Source organism: Microbacterium atlanticum, assembly GCF_015277815.1.
Taxonomy (GTDB): domain Bacteria; phylum Actinomycetota; class Actinomycetes; order Actinomycetales; family Microbacteriaceae; genus Microbacterium; species Microbacterium atlanticum.
Genome location: NZ_CP063813.1, coordinates 1488853 through 1510572, shown reverse-complemented (window position 1 = coordinate 1510572; position 21720 = coordinate 1488853). Strand labels below are relative to the sequence as shown.

17 protein-coding genes and 3 tRNA genes are annotated in these 21720 nt (G+C 71.1%); 6 read left to right on the top strand and 14 right to left on the bottom strand.

All coding sequences use genetic code 11. From position 1 onward, the window contains the following. Positions 1–2: 2 nt before the first annotated feature. The 4 genes from murA to IR212_RS06725 all read right to left on the bottom strand — a co-directional run bounded on the left by murA (position 3) and on the right by IR212_RS06725 (position 4772). A complete protein-coding gene (gene murA / locus IR212_RS06740; protein WP_228479518.1) occupies positions 3–1385 on the bottom strand; it encodes a UDP-N-acetylglucosamine 1-carboxyvinyltransferase in 1383 nt (460 codons plus the stop codon). A 72-nt stretch (positions 1386–1457) separates the two neighbouring features. Continuing rightward, on the bottom strand, positions 1458–2054 hold the full coding sequence (gene leuD / locus IR212_RS06735) for a 3-isopropylmalate dehydratase small subunit (protein WP_194398163.1): 597 nt from the start codon (positions 2052–2054) through the stop codon (positions 1458–1460). A gap of 1 nt (position 2055) precedes the next feature. Beyond that, positions 2056–3537: a 3-isopropylmalate dehydratase large subunit gene (gene leuC / locus IR212_RS06730; protein ID WP_194398162.1), complete on the bottom strand. Its 1482-nt coding sequence runs from the start codon at positions 3535–3537 to the stop codon at positions 2056–2058. Positions 3538–3698: 161 nt separating this feature from the next. After that, positions 3699–4772: a TerC family protein gene (locus IR212_RS06725; protein ID WP_194398161.1), complete on the bottom strand. Its 1074-nt coding sequence runs from the start codon at positions 4770–4772 to the stop codon at positions 3699–3701. A 244-nt stretch (positions 4773–5016) separates the two neighbouring features. Here IR212_RS06725 and IR212_RS06720 point away from each other — a divergent pair, with 244 nt between their 5' ends. Both IR212_RS06720 and IR212_RS06715 read left to right on the top strand, forming a co-directional pair. Continuing rightward, entirely contained in the window at positions 5017–5574 is a 558-nt protein-coding gene (locus tag IR212_RS06720; RefSeq protein ID WP_194398160.1) for an RNA polymerase sigma factor, read from the top strand. Then, complete coding sequence (locus IR212_RS06715) at positions 5571–6752, top strand: DUF4349 domain-containing protein (RefSeq protein WP_194398159.1); 1182 nt, start codon at positions 5571–5573, stop codon at positions 6750–6752. Before IR212_RS06720 ends, IR212_RS06715 begins: the two co-directional genes overlap by 4 nt. 68 nt (positions 6753–6820) lie before the next feature. Here the strand turns inward: IR212_RS06715 and IR212_RS06710 are convergent. Then, a tRNA-Glu gene (locus IR212_RS06710) sits at positions 6821–6896 on the bottom strand. Positions 6897–6939: 43 nt separating this feature from the next. Further along, a tRNA-Glu gene (locus IR212_RS06705) sits at positions 6940–7015 on the bottom strand. 118 nt (positions 7016–7133) lie between these two features. Between IR212_RS06705 and IR212_RS06700 the strand changes: the two genes are divergently transcribed. Further along, positions 7134–7772: an MBL fold metallo-hydrolase gene (locus tag IR212_RS06700; RefSeq protein WP_194398158.1), complete on the top strand. Its 639-nt coding sequence runs from the start codon at positions 7134–7136 to the stop codon at positions 7770–7772. A 111-nt stretch (positions 7773–7883) separates the two neighbouring features. Here the strand turns inward: IR212_RS06700 and IR212_RS06695 are convergent, their stop codons facing one another. From IR212_RS06695 to IR212_RS06680, 4 genes are all read right to left on the bottom strand, one after another. Then, the gene (locus tag IR212_RS06695; protein ID WP_194398157.1) at positions 7884–8153 is read right to left on the bottom strand and encodes an HPr family phosphocarrier protein; all 270 of its coding nucleotides are present in this window, start codon (positions 8151–8153) and stop codon (positions 7884–7886) included. A 62-nt stretch (positions 8154–8215) separates the two neighbouring features. Next, positions 8216–10291: a PTS fructose transporter subunit IIABC gene (locus IR212_RS06690; protein ID WP_194398156.1), complete on the bottom strand. Its 2076-nt coding sequence runs from the start codon at positions 10289–10291 to the stop codon at positions 8216–8218. Between the two features lie 32 nt (positions 10292–10323). Further along, positions 10324–11265 (bottom strand): 1-phosphofructokinase family hexose kinase, encoded by a 942-nt coding sequence (locus tag IR212_RS06685; protein ID WP_194398155.1) that lies wholly within the window; start codon positions 11263–11265, stop codon positions 10324–10326. Beyond that, complete coding sequence (locus IR212_RS06680; protein WP_194398154.1) at positions 11262–12041, bottom strand: DeoR/GlpR family DNA-binding transcription regulator; 780 nt, start codon at positions 12039–12041, stop codon at positions 11262–11264. Before IR212_RS06680 ends, IR212_RS06685 begins: the two co-directional genes overlap by 4 nt. A 75-nt stretch (positions 12042–12116) precedes the next feature. Between IR212_RS06680 and IR212_RS06675 the strand changes: the two genes are divergently transcribed. Next, positions 12117–13043 carry an aminoglycoside phosphotransferase family protein gene (locus IR212_RS06675; RefSeq protein ID WP_194398153.1) on the top strand — a complete coding sequence of 309 codons (927 nt, stop codon included), beginning with the start codon at positions 12117–12119 and terminating at the stop codon, positions 13041–13043. Between the two features lie 30 nt (positions 13044–13073). Here IR212_RS06675 and IR212_RS06670 read toward each other — a convergent pair whose 3' ends face one another. From IR212_RS06670 to IR212_RS06655, 4 genes are all read right to left on the bottom strand, one after another. Then, entirely contained in the window at positions 13074–14891 is a 1818-nt protein-coding gene (locus IR212_RS06670) for a serine/threonine-protein kinase (protein ID WP_194398152.1), read from the bottom strand. A gap of 146 nt (positions 14892–15037) precedes the next feature. Then, positions 15038–15112 (bottom strand) — tRNA-Gln (locus IR212_RS06665). A gap of 69 nt (positions 15113–15181) precedes the next feature. Beyond that, the gene (gene gltX / locus IR212_RS06660; RefSeq protein WP_194398151.1) at positions 15182–16711 is read right to left on the bottom strand and encodes a glutamate--tRNA ligase; all 1530 of its coding nucleotides are present in this window, start codon (positions 16709–16711) and stop codon (positions 15182–15184) included. Positions 16712–16722: 11 nt separating this feature from the next. Next, positions 16723–17760 carry a LysR family transcriptional regulator gene (locus tag IR212_RS06655; protein ID WP_194398150.1) on the bottom strand — a complete coding sequence of 346 codons (1038 nt, stop codon included), beginning with the start codon at positions 17758–17760 and terminating at the stop codon, positions 16723–16725. A 48-nt stretch (positions 17761–17808) separates the two neighbouring features. On the opposite strand from IR212_RS06655, the gene IR212_RS06650 reads away from it, so the two are divergent. Then, positions 17809–18876 (top strand): aminotransferase class V-fold PLP-dependent enzyme, encoded by a 1068-nt coding sequence (locus IR212_RS06650; RefSeq protein ID WP_194398149.1) that lies wholly within the window; start codon positions 17809–17811, stop codon positions 18874–18876. Positions 18877–19018: 142 nt separating this feature from the next. Next, positions 19019–21718, top strand: coding sequence for a cell wall-binding repeat-containing protein (locus tag IR212_RS06645; protein ID WP_194398148.1), 2700 nt, complete (start codon positions 19019–19021; stop codon positions 21716–21718). Positions 21719–21720: the final 2 nt, after the last annotated feature.

Here is a 21720-nt window from a genome sequence, read left to right as displayed (position 1 = left end):
GGCTATCCGATGACGTCGAAGTCCGCGCCGAGCATGTCGAGCTTGGCGAAGAACTTCTCGTAGCCGCGGCGGATGATGCCGACGTTGCGGACGATGGACTCCCCCTCGGCGGCGAGGGCGGCGATGACGTAGCTGTATCCGCCCCGGAGGTCAGGGACCACCACATCCGCGCCGTGCAGCGGAGTCGGCCCGTTGATGACGGCGGCCTGCTCGAGCGCACGCCGCGGGACGCGCCGGTTCGCCGTGTCGAGGCCGTGCGGGTGCACGACGATGTCCGCGCCCATCTGGTTGAGCGCGTCGGTGAAGCCGAGGCGGTTCTCGTACACGGTCTCGTGGACCGTGGAGGTGCCCGCGGCCTGCGTCAGCGCGACGATGAGCGGCTGCTGCCAGTCGGTCATGAAGCCGGGGTGCACGTCCGTCTCGACCATGACGGCCTTCAGCGGCCCGCCCCGTCGGAACTGGATCCCGTCCTCGCGGACGTCGAACCAGCCGCCGGCCTTGCGGAAGACGTTGAGGAACGTCAGCATCTCCTGCTGACGTGCGCCCCCGACGAAGATGTCGCCGTCGGTGGCGAGGGCCGCGCAGGCCCAGGAGGCAGCCTCGTTGCGGTCGAAGATCGCCCGGTGATCGTAGCCGCGCAGCGAGTCCACGCCCTCGATGAAGATGACGCGGTTGGGCTCGTACGAGATGATCGCGCCCATCTTCTGCAGCACCGCGATGAGGTCCATGATCTCCGGCTCGATGGCCGCGTTGCGCAGCTCCGTCACCCCTTTCGCGCGGACGGCGGTGAGCAGCACCTGCTCGGTGGCGCCGACGCTGGGGTACGGCAGCTCGATGTTCGCGCCGTGGAGGCCGTCGGGAGCCGTGATGCGGATGCCCTCGTAGCTCTTGTCGACGATCGCGCCGAACGCGCGCAGCGCGTCCATGTGGAAGTTGATGGGCCGATCGCCGATGCGGCAGCCGCCGAGGTCGGGGATCAGCGCCTCGCCGAGCAGGTGCAGCAGCGGACCGCAGAAGAGGATGGGGATGCGGGACGCGCCGGCGTGCGCGTCGATCTCCTCGAAATGCGCCGACACCGCCCCACTGGGATCGAAGACCAGTGAGCCCTCTTCATCGCCCTCCGTCACGGTCACGCCGTGAACCTCCAGGAGCGACCGGACGACCTGGACGTCGCTGATGTCCGGGACGTCGCGCAGGACGCTCGTCGTCTCGCCGAGCAGAGCCGCCACCATCGCCTTGGTGACGAGGTTCTTGGCGCCCTTCACCTCAACGCGGCCCGTGAGCGGCCGCCCGCCCCGGATCGCGAGGACTTCGCCCGTCACTTCCTGTTCCCCCGTCTTCGCAGCTGCGCCTTCGCCTGCGGCGACATTCAGAAGTGGCTTCATCCGATGGTCCTCACTTGGTTGCTCGAGGGTGTCTGCGGCGGTCGGGCGCCCTGGTGGGGCATCCGACCCGGCTTACGGAACCGGAAGCGTCCGCGGCCGCCACGCCTCTCGGCGAGCCTCGAACTGTGCGATCGCCTCTTCGTTGCGCAGCGTGAGCCCGATGTCGTCGAGCCCTTCGAGAAGCCGCCACCTAGTGTAATCATCGATCTCGAAAGGGAGCTCCAGGGTGCCCACCGTGGCGGTGCGCGCCTCGAGGTCGACCGTCATCCTCGCCCCCGGGGCCGCCTCGATCGCGGCCCATACCGCCTCCAGGTCGGGCTCGGAGATCACGCCGGCGACCAGTCCCTGCTTGCCGGCGTTGCCGCGGAAGATGTCGGCGAACCGGGGGCTGAGCACGACCTTGAAGCCGTAGTCCCGCAGCGCCCACACCGCGTGCTCGCGACTGGAGCCGGTGCCGAAGTCCGGGCCTGCCACCAGGATGCTGGCACCGGCGTACGCCGGCTGGTTGAGCACGAAGTCGGGGTCCTGACGCCAGCTGGAGAACAGCGCGTCCTCGAAGCCGGTCTTCGTGACCCGCTTCAGGTAGACCGCGGGAATGATCTGGTCGGTGTCGACCGCCGAGCGGCGCAGGGGAGCGGCGATGCCGGTGTGCGTCGTGAACTTCTCCATGTCAGGCCTCCGTTCCACGCGCGCCGGCCGGGATGGGCGCGGGAAGATCGCTCGGACTGGCCAGTCGGCCCAGCACGGCGGTCGCGGCGGCGACCAGCGGCGAGACCAGATGAGTGCGTCCGCCCTTGCCCTGGCGGCCCTCGAAGTTGCGGTTGCTGGTGGAGGCGCACCGCTCCCCCGGCGCGAGCTGATCGGGATTCATGCCCAGGCACATCGAGCACCCCGCGAAGCGCCACTCCGCGCCGAACTCCTCGAAGACCTTGTCCAGGCCCTCAGCCTCGGCCTCCAGCCGCACGCGTGCCGACCCCGGGACAACCATGACGCGCACGCTCTCTGCCTTCTTGCGGCCGGCGACGATCGATGCGAACGCTCGCAGATCCTCGATCCGGCTGTTCGTGCACGAGCCCATGAAGACGGCGTCGACGGCGATCTCCTTGAGCGGCGTGCCCGGCTGCAGATCCATGTACTCCAGCGCTCGTTCGGCCGCGGCGCGCTCGTTCGGGTCGGCGAAGTCCTCCGGCGCCGGCACCGACCCGCTCAGCGACACGCCCTGGCCGGGGTTGGTGCCCCAGGTCACGAAGGGCTCGAGCTGGTTCGCGTCGAGGAAGACCTCGGCGTCGTACACGGCACCCTCGTCCGACGGCAGTGTGCGCCAGTAGGCGACGGCGTCCTCCCAGTCCTTGCCGCGGGGCGCATGCGGGCGCCCCGCGAGGTACGCGAAGGTGGTCTCGTCGGGGGCGACCATGCCCGCGCGGGCTCCCGCCTCGATCGACATGTTGCAGATCGTCATGCGGCCCTCCATCGAAAGGGACCGGATGGCGCTGCCCCGGTACTCCAGCACGTAGCCCTGGCCGCCGTTGGTGCCGATCCTGGCGATGACGGCGAGGATGATGTCCTTGGCCGTGACGCCGGGCTTCAGCTCGCCCTCGACCGTGATCGCCATGGTCTTGAAGGGCTTCAGCGGCAGCGTCTGGGTCGCCAGGACGTGCTCGACCTCGCTGGTGCCGATGCCGAACGCCATGGCACCGAACGCGCCGTGGGTGGAGGTGTGGGAGTCGCCGCACACCACGGTGATGCCCGGCATGGTGAGCCCCAGCTGAGGGCCCACGACGTGCACGATGCCCTGCTCCCTGTCACCGAGCGAGTGCAGCCTGACGCCGAACTCGGCGGCGTTGCGGCGGAGCGTCTCGATCTGGGTGCGGCTGGTGAGGTCGGCGATGGGCTTGTCGATGTCGAGGGTCGGGGTGTTGTGATCCTCGGTCGCGATCGTGAGGTCGAGGCGCCGCACCGGGCGCCCCTCCGCCCGCAGGCCGTCGAACGCCTGCGGACTGGTCACCTCGTGCACGAGGTGCAAGTCGATGTAGATCAAGTCGGGCTGGCCGTCCTCGCCCTGCACGACGACGTGGTCGTCCCAGACCTTCTCGGCCAGCGTGCGCGGACGCTCGGGGATGCCGGCGCTGCCGGACGCGGCGATGGTGCTCATGTCTGTCGTTCTCCTTTTGGGACTGTGCCCGCATGGGTGGGGCCCGCGACGAACTCCGCGACGAGAAAGGCCTGGGAACTAGGACTCGTCGCGGCCGCTAAGGAGAAGGCGAGCGATCCGCACGTGCTCAGGCTACCACCGACCCGCCGCCCGCCCGGCGCTCAGCGGCGGTCGTCGTGGTGCGGCTGCTCGACAGTGGGGGGTGTGCCCTTCTCGTCCGCGACGACGGCGGCGGCGGCGTCCGCCGTCGCGGCCTTCTTGTCGCGCGCGGAGGCGACGAGGCTCGCAACCGTCGCCACCGCCATCGACACCACGATGACCGCGAGCGACATCCAGGTCGAGATCTCCGGCGCCCACTCGATGTGCTCGCCGTTGTTGATGAACGGCAGCTCGTTGACGTGCATGGCGTGGAACACGAGCTTCAGGCCGATGAAGGCGAGGATGAACGCGATTCCGTAGTGCAGGTAACGGAGGCGATCGAGCAGGTCGCCGAGGAGGAAGTACAGCTGCCTGAGGCCCATGAGCGCGAAGATGTTGGCCGTGAACACGATGAACGCGCTCTGCGTGATGCCGAAGATCGCCGGGATGGAGTCGATGGCGAACAGCAGGTCGGTCACGCCGATCGCGGCGAAGACGATGACCATCGGCGTCCACATCTTCTTGCCGTTCACGACCGTGCGGATCTTCGCGCCGTCGTAGTGGTCGCTGATGTCGATGGTGCGGCGCAGCACGCGGACGACGAAGGCCTCCTGCTTCACGTCGTCGTCGTGATCACCGCCCGGGAAGGCCTGGCGCCACGCGGTCCACACCAGGAACGCGCCGAAGATGTAGAAGACCCAGCTGAACTGCTCGATCACCGCGGCACCGACGAGGATGAAGACACCGCGCAGCACGAGGGCGATGATGATGCCGACCATCAGGACTTCCTGCTGGTAACGACGCGGCACCGCGAACTGGCTCATGATCAGCACGAACACGAAGAGGTTGTCGATCGACAGGCTGTACTCCGTGAGCCAGCCGGCGACGAACTGCCCGGCGTACTCGGGTCCGGCGACGATCCACATGATGCCCGCGAAGATCAGCGCCAGCGTCACGTAGAACACGACCCAGAGTGTCGACTCGCGCGTCGACGGGATGTGCGGTCGCTTCAGGATGAGCAGCAGATCGGCCAGGAGGATGAGCGAGAGGACCACGAGGGATCCGATCTCGAACCACAGCGGGAGAACCAGGTCCATTCAGGGCCTTTCGGAGCGGGGAGAAGAAGGGGTCGGTCGACGCCGAAAGTCTCTCCCCCGCGGGCCGCGGCCTGCGGTGCGCACCCGGGGTCGCACTGTCGGGACCCGTGATGACGGATGCGCGATGACGGGATACTCCCCTTCGCTCGCACAAGGATACAGCCGGGATGCCGCGGCCCGCGCCCGTGAGACGATCCGGGCCGTGCGGACACTGACACGGTGAGAGACAATGCGGAGGGTGGGGATGGAAGGCGAGACTCCGGCCGGCGACGCCGAACTCGTGGCGCTGGCCGCGGGCGGCAGCGAGCGTGCGTTCCGTGCCCTGTACCGCGCCTACGTCCGGCCGGTCTACTGGCTGGCGCACGGCCTCGTCGGCAACCCCGCCGACGCCGAGGAGGTGACGCAGGAGACGTTCCTCGTGGCATGGCGGAAGCTTCCGGGCTTCGATCTCGCCGGAGAGTCGCTGCTGCCGTGGCTCGCCACGATCTGCCGATTCCAGTGCGCCAACCGCGTCCGGAGGCAGCGGCGCGACCGCGAGCACACGGCGGCACCCGCCGACGAGAGCGTTCCTTCGACCGTGGACGTGGAGCAGCAGGTGATCGACGAGCGCCTCGCGGAGGCGATCCTCCGCGAGGTCGCCGGGCTCAGCGACCTCGACCGTGCGATCTTCCGGCTGTGCGCGACCGAGGGCTACGCGTACCAGGCCGCCGCCGACGAGCTCGGCGTGGCGCACGGAGTGGTCCGCAATCGTCTCTCCCGCATCCGCACCAGACTGCGGACCGTCGTCAAGGAGAGCACATGAGCACCGACCAGCCGGCAGCCGGAACCCCGGCCGCCCTCCCCTCACTGAGTGACCAGCGCATCGACGAGATCGAGGACGCGCTCTTCGCCGACATCGCCCGCGAGCGATCGCAGCGGTCGGCGCGCGGGCGCCGCCGCGGCCGTCTCTGGGTCGCGGGCGGCGCTGCGGCCGCGGTCATCGTCGTCGCGGCGGTGATCGCCCCTTCTGTCGGGCAGCTCGTCGGCGTCGCCGGCGGCGCGTCGGACCAGTCCGCCGTCGCCCCGGCGATGCCCGGTGGCTCGGAGGACGGCACGGCGTTCGACGCGTCCTCCGAGGAGTCCCGCGGGACGTCGGGACTCGCCGTGGCACCGGACGGCGGCGCTGACAGCGCCGCCGGTGCGACGCAGGCCGACCGTGACATCATCACCACCGCTACCGCCACCGTGACAGTCGACGACGTGGATGCCGCGGCGCGGTCGATCGGCAACTCCGCGGTCGCGCACGGCGGGTACGTGGAGTCGATGAGCGTCGGCCGGGACGGCAGCGTGTACCCCGTCGAGCCGATGGACGGCGGTATCGTGGGCGACAGCTCGTACCCGTACCCGCAACCGGTTCCGACCGATGGGGCCTGGATCACCGTGCGCATCCCCGCGGACGAGCTCGCCGCGGTCGTGAGCGAGCTGGACGACGTCGGCGAGGTGACCGCCTCCGGCATCAACCGGCAGGACGTGACGGAGCAGACGGTCGACCTCGAGGCGCGCATCGACGCGGCCCAGGCCTCCGTCGACAGGCTCATCGACCTGATGGCCCAGGCGGAGAGCGTCGCCGACCTCCTGGCCGCAGAGACCGCCCTCTCCGAGCGGCAGGCGCAGCTGGAGTCCTACCAGCAGCAGCTCGAGATGCTGGACGATCAGGTGGAGATGTCCACCCTGTCGGTGACCGTCCTGCCCGATGTCGAGGTCGTCACGGCCGATCCCGCCGGTTTCGGCGACGGTCTCGCGGCCGGGTGGAACGGGCTGGTCGCGACTCTGAACGGCATCGTCGTGGCGATCGGCTTCCTGATCCCGTGGCTGCTCGTCGCCGCGGCGGCCGGGCTGCTGGTGTGGGGCGTCGTGCGCCTCGTGCGCGGGCGCCGCCAGGCGAGAGCCCGGCAGCCGGACGCCGCCCCCGAGGAGGTCGCGGACGAGCGGAGCGCGTGACGTGCCCGGCGCCGGCGCAGAGCGGGAATGCGGAAGAGCCCCCGGTCAGGACCGGGGGCTCTTCGTCATGGTGACCCCAGCGGGATTCGAACCCGCGTTACCGCCGTGAGAGGGCGGCGTACTAGGCCGCTATACGATGGGGCCGTACAGCGCTGCCGCAGCGCCGGCTGCGACGATGTTGCCTGACTGGTGACCCCAGCGGGATTCGAACCCGCGTTACCGCCGTGAGAGGGCGGCGTACTAGGCCGCTATACGATGGGGCCGTTCAGGCAACCGTTCGATTATGCCATGGCGGCCGATGCGGCTCCAAATCGGTGCGGTCCCGCAGGACGTCGGTTCCTCCCGCTTGCCCGCCCGCCCCGCGGACGGTTGACTCGACGCATGCGAGTCACCAAGTTCGAGCACGCGACCCTCACCCTCGTCGACGCCGGGAAGAGCCTGGTGATCGACCCCGGGTCGTTCACGGCACCGCTGGGCGAGCTCGAGGGGGTCGCGGCGATCGTGATCACGCACGAGCATCCTGACCACTGGACCCCCGATCACCTGGACCGCATCCTGGGCACTTTCCCGGGCACCCCGATCTACGCCCCCGAGGGCGTGGCCAAGGCCGCAGCCGGGTACGACATCACCATCGTGCACCCCGGCGAGGTCGTCGAGCTCGATCCGTTCCGCCTCGAGTTCTTCGGGGGGCGGCACGCGGTCATCCATGAGTCCATTCCCGTCGTCGACAACGTCGGCGTGCTGGTGAACGACCATTTCTACTACCCCGGCGATTCCTATGCGGTACCCCAGGGCCGCAACGTGAAGCTCCTCGCCGCCCCGGTGGGGGCCCCGTGGCTCAAGATCGGCGAAGCCATGGACTTCGTGCTCGCCGTCGCCCCGCGACGGGTCTTCGGCACGCACGACATGACCCTCTCCGTCGCGGGCCGGGACATGGGCAGATCGCGCCTGCGGTGGGCCGTCGAGCGGGACGGCGGCGAGCTGATCGTGCTCGACCCGGGGCAGGGCACCGACATCTGATCCCAGGGCACCGACATCTGATCCCCTGAGACGCGGACGACGGATGCCGCAGCGGCTTCGACCCGCGGCATCCGTCGTCACATCCTCCCGGCTTCGCGCCGGGACTGCCTCCTACTGTGCGTCCAGATCCGTCTCCAGGAGCGCGACCAGCGCGTCGAGGGCCTCGTCGGCGCCCTCACCCTCGGCCTTGAGCGTCACGACCGTCCCCTGAGACGCGCCCAGGCCCATCAGCGACAGGATGCTGCCGGCGTTGAGGTCCGGGCCGCCGTCGACGGCGATCGTGACGGGGACGGGCTGGGCCTGCACCGCCTGCACGAACAGCTTCGCGGGGCGCGCGTGCAGCCCGGAGCTGCTGGCGATGGTGGCCTGACGTTCTGCCATTGTTCTCTCCTGTCTGCGTCGGACTCGACCGGCCGACGTCTCCGATTCTGTCTGAGCGGGCCTCAGGCCGCCACGGGTACCGCCATCTCGACCGCCTCTGCCTGCTCGAGCTCCTTGCGGCCGACCCACTTCTTGAGTGCGATGACCACCAGCGCCGTGACGACGGTGCCGGCGGCGATCGCCACCAGGAAGCCCCAGATGGGGTTGATCGCGAAGAGCACGAACACGCCGCCGTGCGGGGCGAGCGACTGCACCGCGAACGCCATGCTGAGCGCGCCGGTCACCGCACCTCCGACCATGGAGGCGGGGATCACCCGCAGCGGGTCGGCTGCGGCGAACGGGATCGCGCCCTCCGAGATGAAGGCCGCGCCCAGGAGCCATGCCGCCTTGCCGTTCTCTCGTTCGACGGGAGGGAACAGGTTGCGCGCGAGCACGGTGGAGGCGAGCGCCATCGCCAGCGGCGGCACCATGCCGGCCGCCATCACCGCGGCCATGATGTAGTACGGCGTCGGGTTCTCGGGCGATCCTGCGGCCAGGCCCGCGACGGCGAATGCGTACGCGACCTTGTTGATGGGTCCGCCGAGGTCGAAGCACATCATGAGGCCGAGGATCACGCCCACCACCACGATGCCCGCCGTGCCGGCGAGGTCCGTGAGCCAGACGTTCAGCCATTCCATCAGCGTCGCGATGGGGCGCCCGAGGAACAGGATCATGAGGCCCGAGGCCACGATGGAAGCGATGAGCGGGATGATCACGACCGGCATCAGGCCGCGCAGCCACCGGGGCACGCTCCACGATCCGATCCACCACGCCGTCACACCGGCCAGGAGGCCGCCCACGATGCCGCCGATGAAGCCGGCGTTCATCAGCACGGCGACCGCGCCGGCGACGAAGCCGGGGGCGATGCCGGGACGGTCGGCGATGGCGAAGGCGATGTAGCCGGCCAGCGCCGACACCAGGAAGCCCATCGACGTCGCGCCGATCATGAAGAACACCGAGCCCAGGTACTGGCCGAGCGGGCCGTAGTTGGAGGTGATCTCTTCGGTGGGAAGATCCCACAGCGAGTTCTGCACGATGACGTTCGCGGCGTTGTCGGTGACGTTGTAGCCGCCCAGCAGGAAGCCGAGCGCGATGAGGAGGCCGCCGCCGGCGACGAACGGGATCATGTAACTCACGCCGGTGAGAAGGATCCGCTGGATGCGGGCGCCCCACGACATCGTCTCAGCGGGAGCCGCGGTCGCCGCGGCGGCCTCGCCGCTCACGCGCGTCGCATTCGGGTCCTTGGCCGCCGCGAGCGCTTCGGCGATGAGCTGGCCAGGCTGCTCGATGCCGCGCTTCACGCCCGAGCGCACCACCGGCTTGCCGGCGAAGCGCTGCGGTTCGCGCACGTCCACGTCGGTCGCGAAGATCACCGCGTCCGCGTCGCGGATGACGTGATCGGGCAGCGCCTGGTATCCGCTGGATCCCTGGGGCTCGACGACGAGGTCGACCCCGGCTTTCTTGCCTGCGGCGGTGAGCGCGTCGGCGGCCATGAAGGTGTGCGCGATACCGGTGGCACAGGCGGTCACTGCGACGATACGGGCGGTCTGACCGTCCACGCTCGTGCCGGCTGCGGCTGCCGCAGGGGCGGCTGCCGCAGGCGCGGCGGCCGCAGGCGCGGCGGCCGCAGGCGCAGCGGAGGCACCGCCCTCGCCGATCGCCGCCTGCACGATCGCCACGACCTCGTTGTCCGTCGCGGCACCGCGAAGACCGGAGGTGAAGTCATCCTGCATGAGGCTTCGGGCGAGCTTCGAGAGCACGGCCAGGTGGGCCTCCGCCGCGTCGGCCGGAGCGGCGATCAGGAAGACCAGGTCTGCGGGGCCGTCCGGGGCGCCGAAGTCGACTCCCGGCTTCAAGCGCGCGAAGGCGAGCGACGGCGTCGTCACCGCAGCGCTCTTGGCGTGCGGAATGGCGATGCCGCCGGGCAGACCGGTCTCGTCCTTCTGCTCGCGCGCCCAGGCGTCGTCGTACAGCGCCTCGGCGTCGGTCGCGCGCCCCTGCGCGACCACGCGTGCGGCGAGCGAGCGGATGACGGCGGACTTGTCTTGCCCCAGCGGGGCGTCCAGGCTCACCAGGCCTGTCGTGATGGTGTCGGACACGGTGACCTCCTGCGGTCGGGTGGGGTGGTGGTTCAGGGCAGGCGCGTGACGGGCACGTCGCCGGTGGGAAGGTCTGCGGGGGTGGGCGCCTGGGTTCCGGGAAGGGAGGCCGCAGCCGCCCCGTAGCGGACGGCGAGGCGCAGGCTGTCTTCGGCGGCGGCACCGCGGCTGTCTGCGAAGACGAAACCGGCGAGCGAACTGTCGCCCGCGCCCACGGTGCTCACCACTCGGATCGGCGGCGGCGTCGCCGCCCAGGTTCCGTCGCGGCGGACAAGCACCGCGCCGCGCGAGCCCAGCGTCACGAGGGCTGCTCCGACCCTCGCCGGCACCAGCGTGCGCGCCACCTCGGCGACGGCGGACACGTCGGCGTCGGTGAGGTCGGCGCCGGCGAGCTCGGCGAGCTCCTCGTCGTTCGGCTTGATGAGGTCCGGTGCGCCGGCAGCCACCACCGCCGCGAGCGCGGCCCCGGAGGTGTCGACGGCGATGAGCGGCGCGTGCGCGTCGAGGGCACGGCGGACCGCGCGGATGACGCGGACGTAGAAGTCGTCGGGCGCCCCGGGCGGGAGCGAGCCGGCAAGCACGAGCCATCGGGCGCCGGCCGACGCCGCCACGACCTCGTCGACCACGGCGGTCGCGTCGTCGTCGGTCAGGGCTGCGCCGCGCAGGTTGAGCTTGGTGGTGACGCCCGCGGGATCCGTGATCGCGATGTTCGCCCGCACGCGACCGGTGATCGGCACACGGCGCGTGACCAGGCCGGCGCCGAGGAGGACCGCCTCGAAGGGATCCCCGGGGGCCAGCGGCAGCACCGCCCGGCACTCCTCCCCCGCCGCCGTGATGACCCGGGCGACGTTGATCCCCTTGCCGCCGGCATCCTCGCGCGCCGACGCGGCGCTCTGGACGTCGCCGACCCGGAGAGGGGCGGGAAGGGTCACAGTTCGGTCGAGCGACGGGTTGGCGGTGAGTGTGACGATCATGAGAGCCAGACCTCCACTTCGGCGTCTGCGAGCGCAACGGCGAGATCCGCGTCGGGCGCGGCATCCGTCACCAGCACGTCGATGTCGGAGAGCGGCGCGAATCCGACGAGCAGCTCGGCGCCCAGCTTGTCGGCATCGGCGACGACGACGACCCGCTGCGCGGCCCGCACGATCGCGCGCTTGACGGCGGCCTCGTCGGGGTCGGGAGTGCTCAGTCCGAATCGAGCGGAGACCCCGTTCGTGCCGATGAAGGCGACGTCGGGACGGAGGGACCCGATCGCGCGCACGGTGTCGGCGCCCACGGCCGCCGCCGTCAAGCCGCGGATCCGTCCGCCGATCAGCGAGAGGGACGCGCCGGGGGCGCCCGCGAGCGAGTGCCCGAGCGTCAGCGAGTGGGTCACGACCTCGATGTGCGTCGTGGCCAGCCGCGGCGCGAGTGCCGCCGCGACGGCCCCGGTCGTGGTGCCGGCGTCGAGGAACACCGATCCGCTGAAGTGCGGGCCGAGCGCATCGAGGGCGCGCCGGCCGATCGCGGCCTTCGCGCTGCCATGGCGGCGTTCGCGCTCGGCGAGCGAGGGCTCACGGGTGCTCGCGCGCTCGCGTCCCACGGCTCCGCCGTGCACGCGGCGCAGCGCACCCGCGGACTCCAGATGATCGAGGTCGCGGCGGACGGTCTCGGTGGTGACGTCGAAGCGCTCGGCCAGGTCGACGACGCTCACGCGGCCCTGTGCGGCCAGCAGCAACTCGATCTGCTCGTGGCGCTCCGTCGCATACATCTCAGGCACTCCTTCGTGTGATTCCCACACATTACAACACATTCCCACACAAACGCAACGGGTTATCGTCGTCGAGTGCCAGACAGACCCGCCGCAGAGGTCCGCATCGATCGCGACCTCATTCGTGACCTTCTCGCCGGGCAGGCGGAAGCGGCCATTCCGGGCGCGTCCGCCCTGCCGCTCGCCAAGGTCGCCGAAGGCTGGGACAGTGAGATCTGGCGGCTCGGTGCCCGCCACGCGGTGCGACTGCCTCGTCGTGCGGCCGCCGCGCCGCTGGTGCTGCATGAGCAGCTCGTGCTCCCCGGCATCGCCGAGCGTCTCGCCGCATCGGGTGTGAGGGTGCCCGCGCCGCTGGTCGCCGGGAGCCCTGCCGCCGGATATCCGTGGGCATGGTCGGTGGTCCCGTGGATCGAGGGCGCGAGGGCCATGGACGAGCCGGTCTCCCTTCGCGGCGCCTGGGCCGAGACGCTGGCGCGCACCTTGGCGGCGCTCCACGTCGAGGCGCCCCCCGGGTACCCGCTCAATCCCTACCGCGGAGTTCCGCTCGAAACGCGGTCGGACGCCGTGGCCGAGCGCCTGACCGTCCTGCGCGCCGCGGAAACGCTGAGCACCGCGTCCGCGCAGGCGCTCGACGCGGTCTGGCGCACAGGCGTCGCCGCCGCGCCGTGGATGCGACCGGCGGTCTGGCTGCACGGCGACCTTCACCCGGGCAACCTCGTGGTCCGCGACGGCCGGCTGTCCGGCATCATCGACTTCGGCGACGTGACCGCCGGGGACCCCGCCTACGACCTGGCCGTGGCGTGGCTCGCGTTCGACGCCGGCGGGCGTGCGCGCTTCCGCGCCGCGACCGGGGAGCGATACGACCTCGCCACCTGGCGTCGGGCGCACGCCTGGGCCGCCGCCGTCGCGCTCATGCTCCTCGCGCACAGCGACGACGATCCCGCCTACTTCGCGCTGGGGCGGGATGCCGCGGCCGAGGTCGTCTCCGACCGCCCTCGCTGATCCCGACCTGCTGCGGTGCGCCGGCCCGCGTCAGCGCTCGCCGCTGCTGAGCACCTCGGTCGCCGCGATCTTCAGGACGCCCCCGTCGTCGACGAAGCGGTACGCGGTCACCTCATCCACCACGCGGCCGTCCGCGAAGTAGTACGTCAGCGTCGCCTGGCCGGTGTCGGGACCGGTGGCGATGACGTCGGCCACTGTCACGTCCGAGACGCCGGACCAGAACGCTTCGTACCCACCGCGGCCGCCGGCATGGTTCTCCTGGTAGTCCGCGGTCATCAGCGGCCAGGCGCTGTCCCGATCCGCCGGCATCATCGCGTAGTACCCCGCGATGGTGTCGACCACCCGCTGCTCGGGAGCCACCGGGGCCGGTGCAGGCGCCTCCTCCGCCGTGGGCTCCGGGGGCTCCGGCTCCGGGGCCTCCGGCTCCGGGGTCGCCGTCGGCGTGCGACTCTCCGACGGCGTCGCCTCCGCGGTGCGCGATGCCGCCGGGCCCGCCACCTGCCCGTCGTCCGCCGCCGGGATCAGGAGGAACGCGGCGCCGAGGCCGAGCGCCGCGACGAGGATCAGGAGGCCGACGAGGATCGCGGTGCGACCACGACGGGTCTGCTGCGGCACTCGCGCGTCGGTCGCCTCGCCGGGACCCGCCGCCTGCGGCGTGGCTGCAGCCGTCGTTGTCGAGGCGGCGGGGCGGAGAGGCTCGGTCTCGGCGGTCGGAGCCTCGTACCGGGTCGGTCGGTCGACGGGCACGGTCGGCCGGGTCGGCAGCCGTGCCGTCGACTGCACGGCGGGGGCTGCGCCGGGTCCTGCGGTCTCCTCATCGCCCAGGAGCCAGGCGGGGATCGTCGGCGGGGTGGGCGGAAGCGGCTCGGGTCCGACCGCGGGCGAGACCGCAGGCGCGGCATCCGTCGCCGGGCCGTCAGGCGGGTCGTCGGGTCGGTCGCCCACCACGTCGGCAGTCGGTGTCCCGACGGTGGTGGCGTCGAACCCCAGCGCGATGAGGCCACGCGCGACGTCGCCGTCGACGGCCGGCTCCTGCGGGAAGGCGGCGAGCGCGCCGGCCACCGCCGCCATGGTCGGCCGGCGCTTGGGCTGTGGGGCGAGCATCCTGCGCAGCAGCGGTGCGAGATCGGCCGCGTGCTTCGGCGCCGGGTATCCCCCCTTGGCCACGCGGTGCAGGAGCGCGATGGAGTTCCGGTCGCTGCCGAACGGCGGCTCCCCCTCCACCATCGTGTACAGGGTCGACCCGAGCGAGAACACATCCGACGCGAAGCTGGTGGGAAGTCCGCGCGCGACCTCCGGCGCGAGGAAGGCGGGTGTCCCGTGGATGACCCCGGTCGCCGTGACCGTCGCATCCCCGAGGGCGTGCGAGATGCCGAAGTCGCTGATCCTCGCCGAGCCGTCGGCGGTGATGAGGATGTTGCCGGGCTTGACGTCGCGGTGGACGATCTTCAGCTCGTGCGCAGCCGCCAACGCCGACGCGACCTGCGCGCCGATACGGGCTGTCTGTGCGGGCGAGAAGGTGCCGTGCTCGCGGAGGAGCTCCGACAGCGGCGTCGACTCGAGCAGCTGCATGACGATGCACGGCTGGTCCTCGTGCTCGACGACGTCAAAGACGGTGACCGCGTGGGGGTGATGAAGGCCGGCGGTGATCTGCGCCTCGCGCATGGCGCGGTCGGTGGCGACCTGACGCTCTTCGTCCGTCAGCTCGGGCTGCGTCCGCAGCATCTTCAGTGCGACCGGCCGCCGCAGCCGGGTGTCCCAGGCCTGCCACACGATGCCCATGCCGCCCGCGCCCAGCATCTTCACCAGCCGGTAGCGATCCGCGACGAGGGCGGAAGGAGTAGTCACGCGTCGTCCCCTCGAACCTCTCACGAAGGCTACGCGCGCCGCCGCCACGCCCCAGGGGGTTGCGTCACGTCGACCGGTGTGGAATCAGTGCGCTCAGAAGCGGGTCGCGAACGCGAAAAACCCCCGCCGAGCGGGGGTTGTATCGGTGGCTGGGGTACCTGGACTCGAACCAAGAACAACTGAACCAGAATCAGCCGTGTTGCCAATTACACCATACCCCAAGGCTGTCAGCCGAAGCCGTGCCGAAGATAGAGTCTACGCGACCGGGGGACCTGCTCCAAACCGGGCCGTCAGCCGCGCGCGTCGGCGAGGGCCGTCAGACGACGGAGCGACTCCGCCTTGCCCAGGAGCTCCATCGACTCGAAGAGCGGCGGCGATACGCGGCGTCCGCTCAGCGCCACGCGCAGCGGCCCGTAGGCCACGCGAGGCTTCAGCCCGAGCCCGCCCTCCTCGACCGGCGACACGAGGGTGCCGGCAAGGGCGTTCTGCACGGCGGTCGCGGTGAAGTCGGTGTCCGGCACGCTCTCGAGGGCCGTCGCCGAGGCCCGGAGCACCTCGCCCGCGTTCGCCGGGAGGGACGCCAGGGCGTCGTCCTGGTACGTCACCCGGTCGGTGAACAAGAAGCCCAGCAGGCCCGGCGCATCGCCGAGCAGCTGCATCCGCTCCTGGACGAGCGGGGCAGCGGCGACCAGCGTCGCCCGCTGTGCGGGCGTCGGGTCCTCCTCGACGACACCTGCGGCGGCGAGATACGGCACCAGACGCTCAGCGAAGTCGTCGGGCTGCAGCATCCGGATGTGGTCGCCGTTGATCGATTCGGCCTTCTTCTGGTCGAAGCGCGCCGGGTTCGGATTCACGTCAGCGATGTCGAAGGCCGCGACGAGCTCCTCGAGCGAGAACACGTCGCGATCGTGGCTGATGGACCAGCCGAGCAGTGCCAGGTAGTTCAGCAGGCCCTCGTGGATGAAGCCCTTCTCGCGCTGCAGGAACAGGTCGGCCTTCGGATCGCGCTTCGAGAGCTTCTTGTTCCCCTCCTCGCCGAGGACGAGCGGCATGTGCGCGAAGCGCGGGATGAACGTCGTGATGCCCGCGTCCACCAGCGCGCTGTACAGCGCGAGCTGGCGCGCCGTCGAGGGCATGAGGTCCTCGCCGCGGATGACGTGCGTGATGCCCATCAGCGCGTCGTCCACGGGGTTCACGAACGGGTACAGCGGCACGCCGCCCGCGCGCACGAGAACGAAGTCGGGGAACGAGCCGGCGGGGAACGTCACCTCGCCGCGGATGAGGTCGACGTACGTGAGGTCCTCATCCGGCACGCGCAGGCGCCACGCGGGCTCCCGACCCTCGGCCCGGTACGCGGCCTTCTGCTCCTCGGTGAGGTCCCGGTCGAAGTTGTCGTACCCGAGCTGCTTGGCACGGCCGCCGGCCTCGTTGCGCGCATCGATCTCTGCGGGCGTCGAGTAGCTCTCGTACACCGCGCCCGCGGCGATGAGCTTGTCGAGCACCTCGCGGTAGATGTGATGACGCTGCGACTGGCGGTAGGGTGCGTGCGGACCCCCGACCTCGACGCCTTCGTCCCAGTCGATCTGGAGCCAGCGCAGCGCCTCCAGCAGCTGCTGGTAGCTCTCCTCGCTGTCGCGCGCGGCATCGGTGTCTTCGATCCGGAACACGAGCCTGCCGCCGTGATGACGTGCGTAGGCCCAGTTGAACAGCACCGTGCGGATGAGCCCGACGTGCGGGAGGCCGGTGGGCGACGGGCAGAACCGGACGCGCACGTCGGCTCCCGTGGCGGTGGTGGTGCGGGGGTCAGGCGAAGAAGACATCGTGACCGAGTTTAGTTGCCGTCGGTCGCGGCCTCGGGCGTCCGCCCCGCTCCGCGGAGGTCGCCTGCTCGAGCGCCCTGCGCCCCGGCGACCAGACGACCCAATGCGGCCAGCGTCACCCGGACGGCCGGCACCCGTTCCGCACCCCTCGCCGTCACCGTGTGGATCGTGCGCCGCTCGCCGGCCGGCAGCGGCACGATCGCGACGCCGGGAAGGCGCGGGAACGACTCCACCGCGAGGCGCGGCAACGTGGCCACCCCGATCCCCTGCGCCACGAGACCCTCGACCGCGACGACGTTGTCGGTCTCGAACGCGATACGCGGCGTGAAGCCGGCTCGACCGCACAGCTCCAGCAGGTGACCCCGGCAGCGCGGGCACCCCGCGATCCAGTCGGCATCGGCGAGCGCACCCACATCCAGTTCCGACGCGCTCGCTGCCGGATGGCCCGCCGGCAGCACGCCCAGCAGCTGATCGGTGCCGACCGCATGCACCGCGAGCCCCCGAGCGCTCGACCCGTGCGGATCGTCGCGGTCACCCGGATAGCTGAAGGTGAGAGCGATGTCGGTCCGGTCATCGCGGACCGCCTCCACCGCCTCGGGCGGCTCCGCCTCGACATAGGTGAGCGAGATGCCCGGATGCCGCCTCGCCAGCGTGGCGAGCAGCCGCGGCACGATCGTGGGCGACGCCGAGGGGAACCCCATCAGCCGCACCCGCGCGGCGCGCAGCCCTCGCAGCTCCGCCAGCTCGCCGGCGGCAGCATCCAGCGCCGTGGCGACCGCGGTCGCGTGTCGGGCGAGGACCCGCCCGGCGTCGGTGAGGCGGACGCTGCGTCCGACCCGCTCGACGATCGCCACGCCCAGCCGCTGCTCGAGACGCCTGACCTGCTGGCTGACGGCGGGCTGACTGTAGCCGAGCGCCGTGGCGGCGCCCGTGATCGATCCGGCGTCGGCGATCGCCCGCACCACCCGCAGTTCCCTCGCGTCGAACGCGGGTTCGCCGCCCACCGTGTCGCTCACGGGTGAATCATAAGCCACCGTTATGCATGCCATGGAACACCGGCTCTAGACCCGCGGCGTTTCGCGGCGCACGCTGGTGCCATGCCACCCGTCGCCGCCCCTACCGCCCTCAGCGCCGCGCGTCGAGAGTTCGACGGCGGCCGAGGCTACCTCGCCGCGTGCACCGTGGGGCTCCCTCCCCGTGCCGCCCGGGCGGCGATCCTCGCCGACCTGGCCGCATGGGCCGACGGCCGCCCGGACATCGCGGCGTACTGCGCCACCGTCGAGCGATCGCGGGAGCTGTTCGCGCTGCTGATCGGCGTCGGCGCCGAGCACGTGGCGATCGGCTCGCAGGCATCCGTTGCGGCGTCCCTCGTGGCCGCCGCACTTCCCGACGGCGCAGAAGTGCTCGTTCCCGCCGGCGAGTTCTCGTCGATCGTGCTTCCGTTCGTGCACGCCGGGCGCGGGATCCACGTCCGGACCGCGCCGCTGGCCGATCTCGCCGCCCACGTGCGCCCGACGACGAAGCTGGTCTCGTTCGCGCTGGTGCAGTCCGGGACGGGCGAGGTCGCAGATGCCACGGCCGTCGCGGCGGCCGCCGAAGCGCACGACGCGCTCACCCTGTGCGATGCCACCCAGGCGGTGGGGTGGCTTCCGGTGACGGCATCCGCATTCGACGCCGTCATCTGCCACGCGTACAAGTGGCTGTGCGCTCCCCGCGGCGTGTCCTTCCTCGCCGTCTCGGACCGGCTGCGCGATCGGACGTCGCCTGTCCACGCCGGCTGGTATGCGGGCGACGACCCCTGGTCGTCCTGCTACGGCGCCGAGATCGAGCTCGCTCCGGACGCGCGCCGGTACGACGTCTCCCCCGCCTGGCAGGCGTTCGTCGGTGCGACGCCCGCACTCGAGCTCTTCGCCTCGCTGGACCCCGCAGAGCTTCACGCTCACGCGACCGGGCTGGCCGCCGAGTTCCGGGCGAGCCTGGGCATCGCGGCGCCGCCGCACCCTTCGGCGATCGTCACATGGGACGACCCGCGGGGCGAGGCTCTCGCTCTGCTGACGTCGGCGGGGGTGACGGCGTCCGGGCGCAACGGGCGCGCGCGCGTGGCCTTCCACGTCTTCAACGACGCCGACGATCTCGCGCTGGCGCTCGCCGCGCTAGGACGCTGACAATCGCTTCCGGAGCCGGGCGCCGGCAGCGCCGACCCGCCGCACCGGGTGTCGCTTTGGACGCTTTGGCACTAGCCTCGCGATCAGCCGACCGCCCCCAGGCAACCGGCGTCATCCCATAAGGAAAGACGAAGGAGACATCGTGACGTCACCCCGAACGGTGCTGCAACGACGCAGTACCGGAGTGCTGGCAGCCCTGGCACTCGCACTACCGCTCGCCGTCGTGGCCCTACAGCCGGCCACCGCGGCGGGTCCCGTCGTCCGGCCGCTGGAGATCGTGGAGGGCGAGAGCTCCACCCGCATCGCCGGCGCCGACAGGTTCGAGACAGCGGCTCTGATCGCGATGGAGTTCGACGCGCCCGACATCGTGTACGTGGCATCCGGCACGACATTCCCCGACGCTCTGTCGGCGCGCCTCGCGCCTCCCGCCATCTCCACCAGCGCATTCACCGGCAGCGGGGCGCCGACGCTGCTGACCCTGCCCGACTCGCTGCCCGACGCGACCGCCGAAGCGCTGGCGACCCTCAGCCCGACGACCATCCGCATCGTCGGCGGTGAGGCGGCGGTCTCTGCAGCTGTCGCCGCCGAGCTCGCCGAGTACGGCACCGTCGAGCGCGTCGGAGGCGCCGACCGCTATGAGACGTCGGCGCTCATCGCTGCCGACTTCCCGGTGGGCCTGCCGCTGGTGTTCGTCGCGACCGGTGAGAACTTCCCCGACGCACTGGCCGGTGGCGCCGCCGCGGCCCGCGCCGAAGCGCCCGTGCTGCTCACGCGCAGCGGCGACCTTCCCGCAGCGACCGCGGAAGCGCTGACCGCGCTCCAGCCCCAGGCGGTCATCGTGCTGGGCGGCAGCAGCGCCGTGTCCGACGCGGTGTTCAACGCCATCCAGCAGATCGTTCCCGCCACGACCCGGCTGGCCGGCGCTGATCGCTACGACACGGCGGCGATGATCGCGCTCACGTACGAGCGCGACACTGCACCACTGCTCGCGACGGGACAGGCGTTCCCCGACGCCCTGACCGGCGGCGCGCTGGCGGGCTACCTCGGTGTCCCCCTCCTGCTGACCGCCGGGGATGCGCTCACGCCCGCGACGCTGGCGGCGCTCGAACAGCTCTCGCCGCAGGGACTGACGATCCTGGGCGGCCCCAACTCGGTCGCCCCGGCCGTCCAGAATGAGATCGACATGAGCCAGCCGAGCTGGTTCGACGAGACGGTCGCCCAGGTCCTGTCGTTCAACGACTACCACGGACACCTCGAGGCGACCAGCGACGCACGACTGACGCCTGCCCAGGATCCGGAGCAGAACCTCGTCGGCGGCGCGGAGTATCTGTCGACCACCCTCGCCGGGCTGCGCACGATGTCGTTCGAGGACCGTTCGGTCACCGTGGCCGCCGGCGACCTCATCGGCGGCTCGCCGTTCCTGTCGGGTCTGTTCCAGGACGAGCCCTCGGTCGAGAGCCTCAACCTCATGGGCTTGGACATCTCGAGCGTCGGCAACCACGAGTTCGACGAGGGCACGACCGAGCTGCTGCGCATGCAGAACGGCGGATGCCACCCCGAGAAGGGATGCTTCTTCCCTGAGGAGCCCTACGCCGGCGCCGACTTCAACTGGCTGGCGGCGAACGTCGTCAACCAGTCGGACGGCGAGACGCTGCTGCCGGGCACGGAGGTGCGCGAGCTGGGCGGAATCCAGGTCGGCTTCATCGGCATGACCCTCGAGGAGACCCCGACGCTCGTCGCACCCGGAGGCGTGGCGACCGTGGACTTCCTCGACGAGGTCGAGACCGCGAACGCCGCAGCCGCCGAGCTGCAGGCCGCCGGTGTCGAGGCGATCGTCGTGCTGCTGCACGAGGGCGGCTCGCAGCCGGGGAGCTACAACGGCTGCGACGGCATCTCTGGACCGATCGTCCAGATCGCCGAGGGATTCGATCCGGCCATCGACCTCGTGGTCACCGGACACACGCACATGCCCTACATCTGCAACATCCCGGATCCGAACGGTGACAGCCGCTGGGTCACCAGCGCCAATCAGTACGGTCGCGTCGTGACGCAGACGAGCCTCGTGCTGAGCCAGGCCACCGGTGACGTGGTCCGCGACCGCGTCAGCTCCGAGAATCATCTGGTGCTGCGCGAGGAGGCCGACCCCGCGCTCACGGCGCTGATCGCCAAGTGGTCCGCACTGGGCGAGGTGGTCGGCGGCCGGGTCGTCGGCAGCGTCGTCGAGGACATCACGGGCGACTCCAGCGGAGACCGCTCGATCGAGACGCCGATGGGCAACCTCATCGCCGACGCGATCCTGTGGGGAACCGAGGCGCCCGAGAACGGCGGCGCTCAGATCGCGTTCATGAATGTGGGCGGCATCCGTGCCAGCCTGCTGTTCGACGGAGTGTCGCACGCGGAGCAGCCCGGGGAGGTCACGTACGCCGAGGCGTTCGCCGTCGCCCCGTTCGGCAACATCCTGGTGACCCTGGACATGACGGGTCAGGAGATCAAGGACGTGCTGGAACAGCAGTACGTGCCGACCCGCGGCCGGCCGTTCCTGCACCTGGGTGCCTCCGAGGGCCTCACCTACGCCTGGGACAAGGCCGCCCCGCAGGGGCAGCAGATCAGCGGGCTGGCTCTGGACGGCGTGCCGATCGATCCGGCGGCGACGTATCGCGTCGCGACGCTGAACTTCCTCGCGGAAGGCGGCGACCAGTTCACCGCGTTCACCCAAGGGGAGAACCTCGTCGGCGGCCCGGAGGACCTGGCCAACCTCGTGGCCTTCCTGGAGGCGAACCCGGGCCTGAGCGCACCGGCGACCGACCGGGTCACCGAGGTGGTGGCGGTTCCGGTGCCGTAACG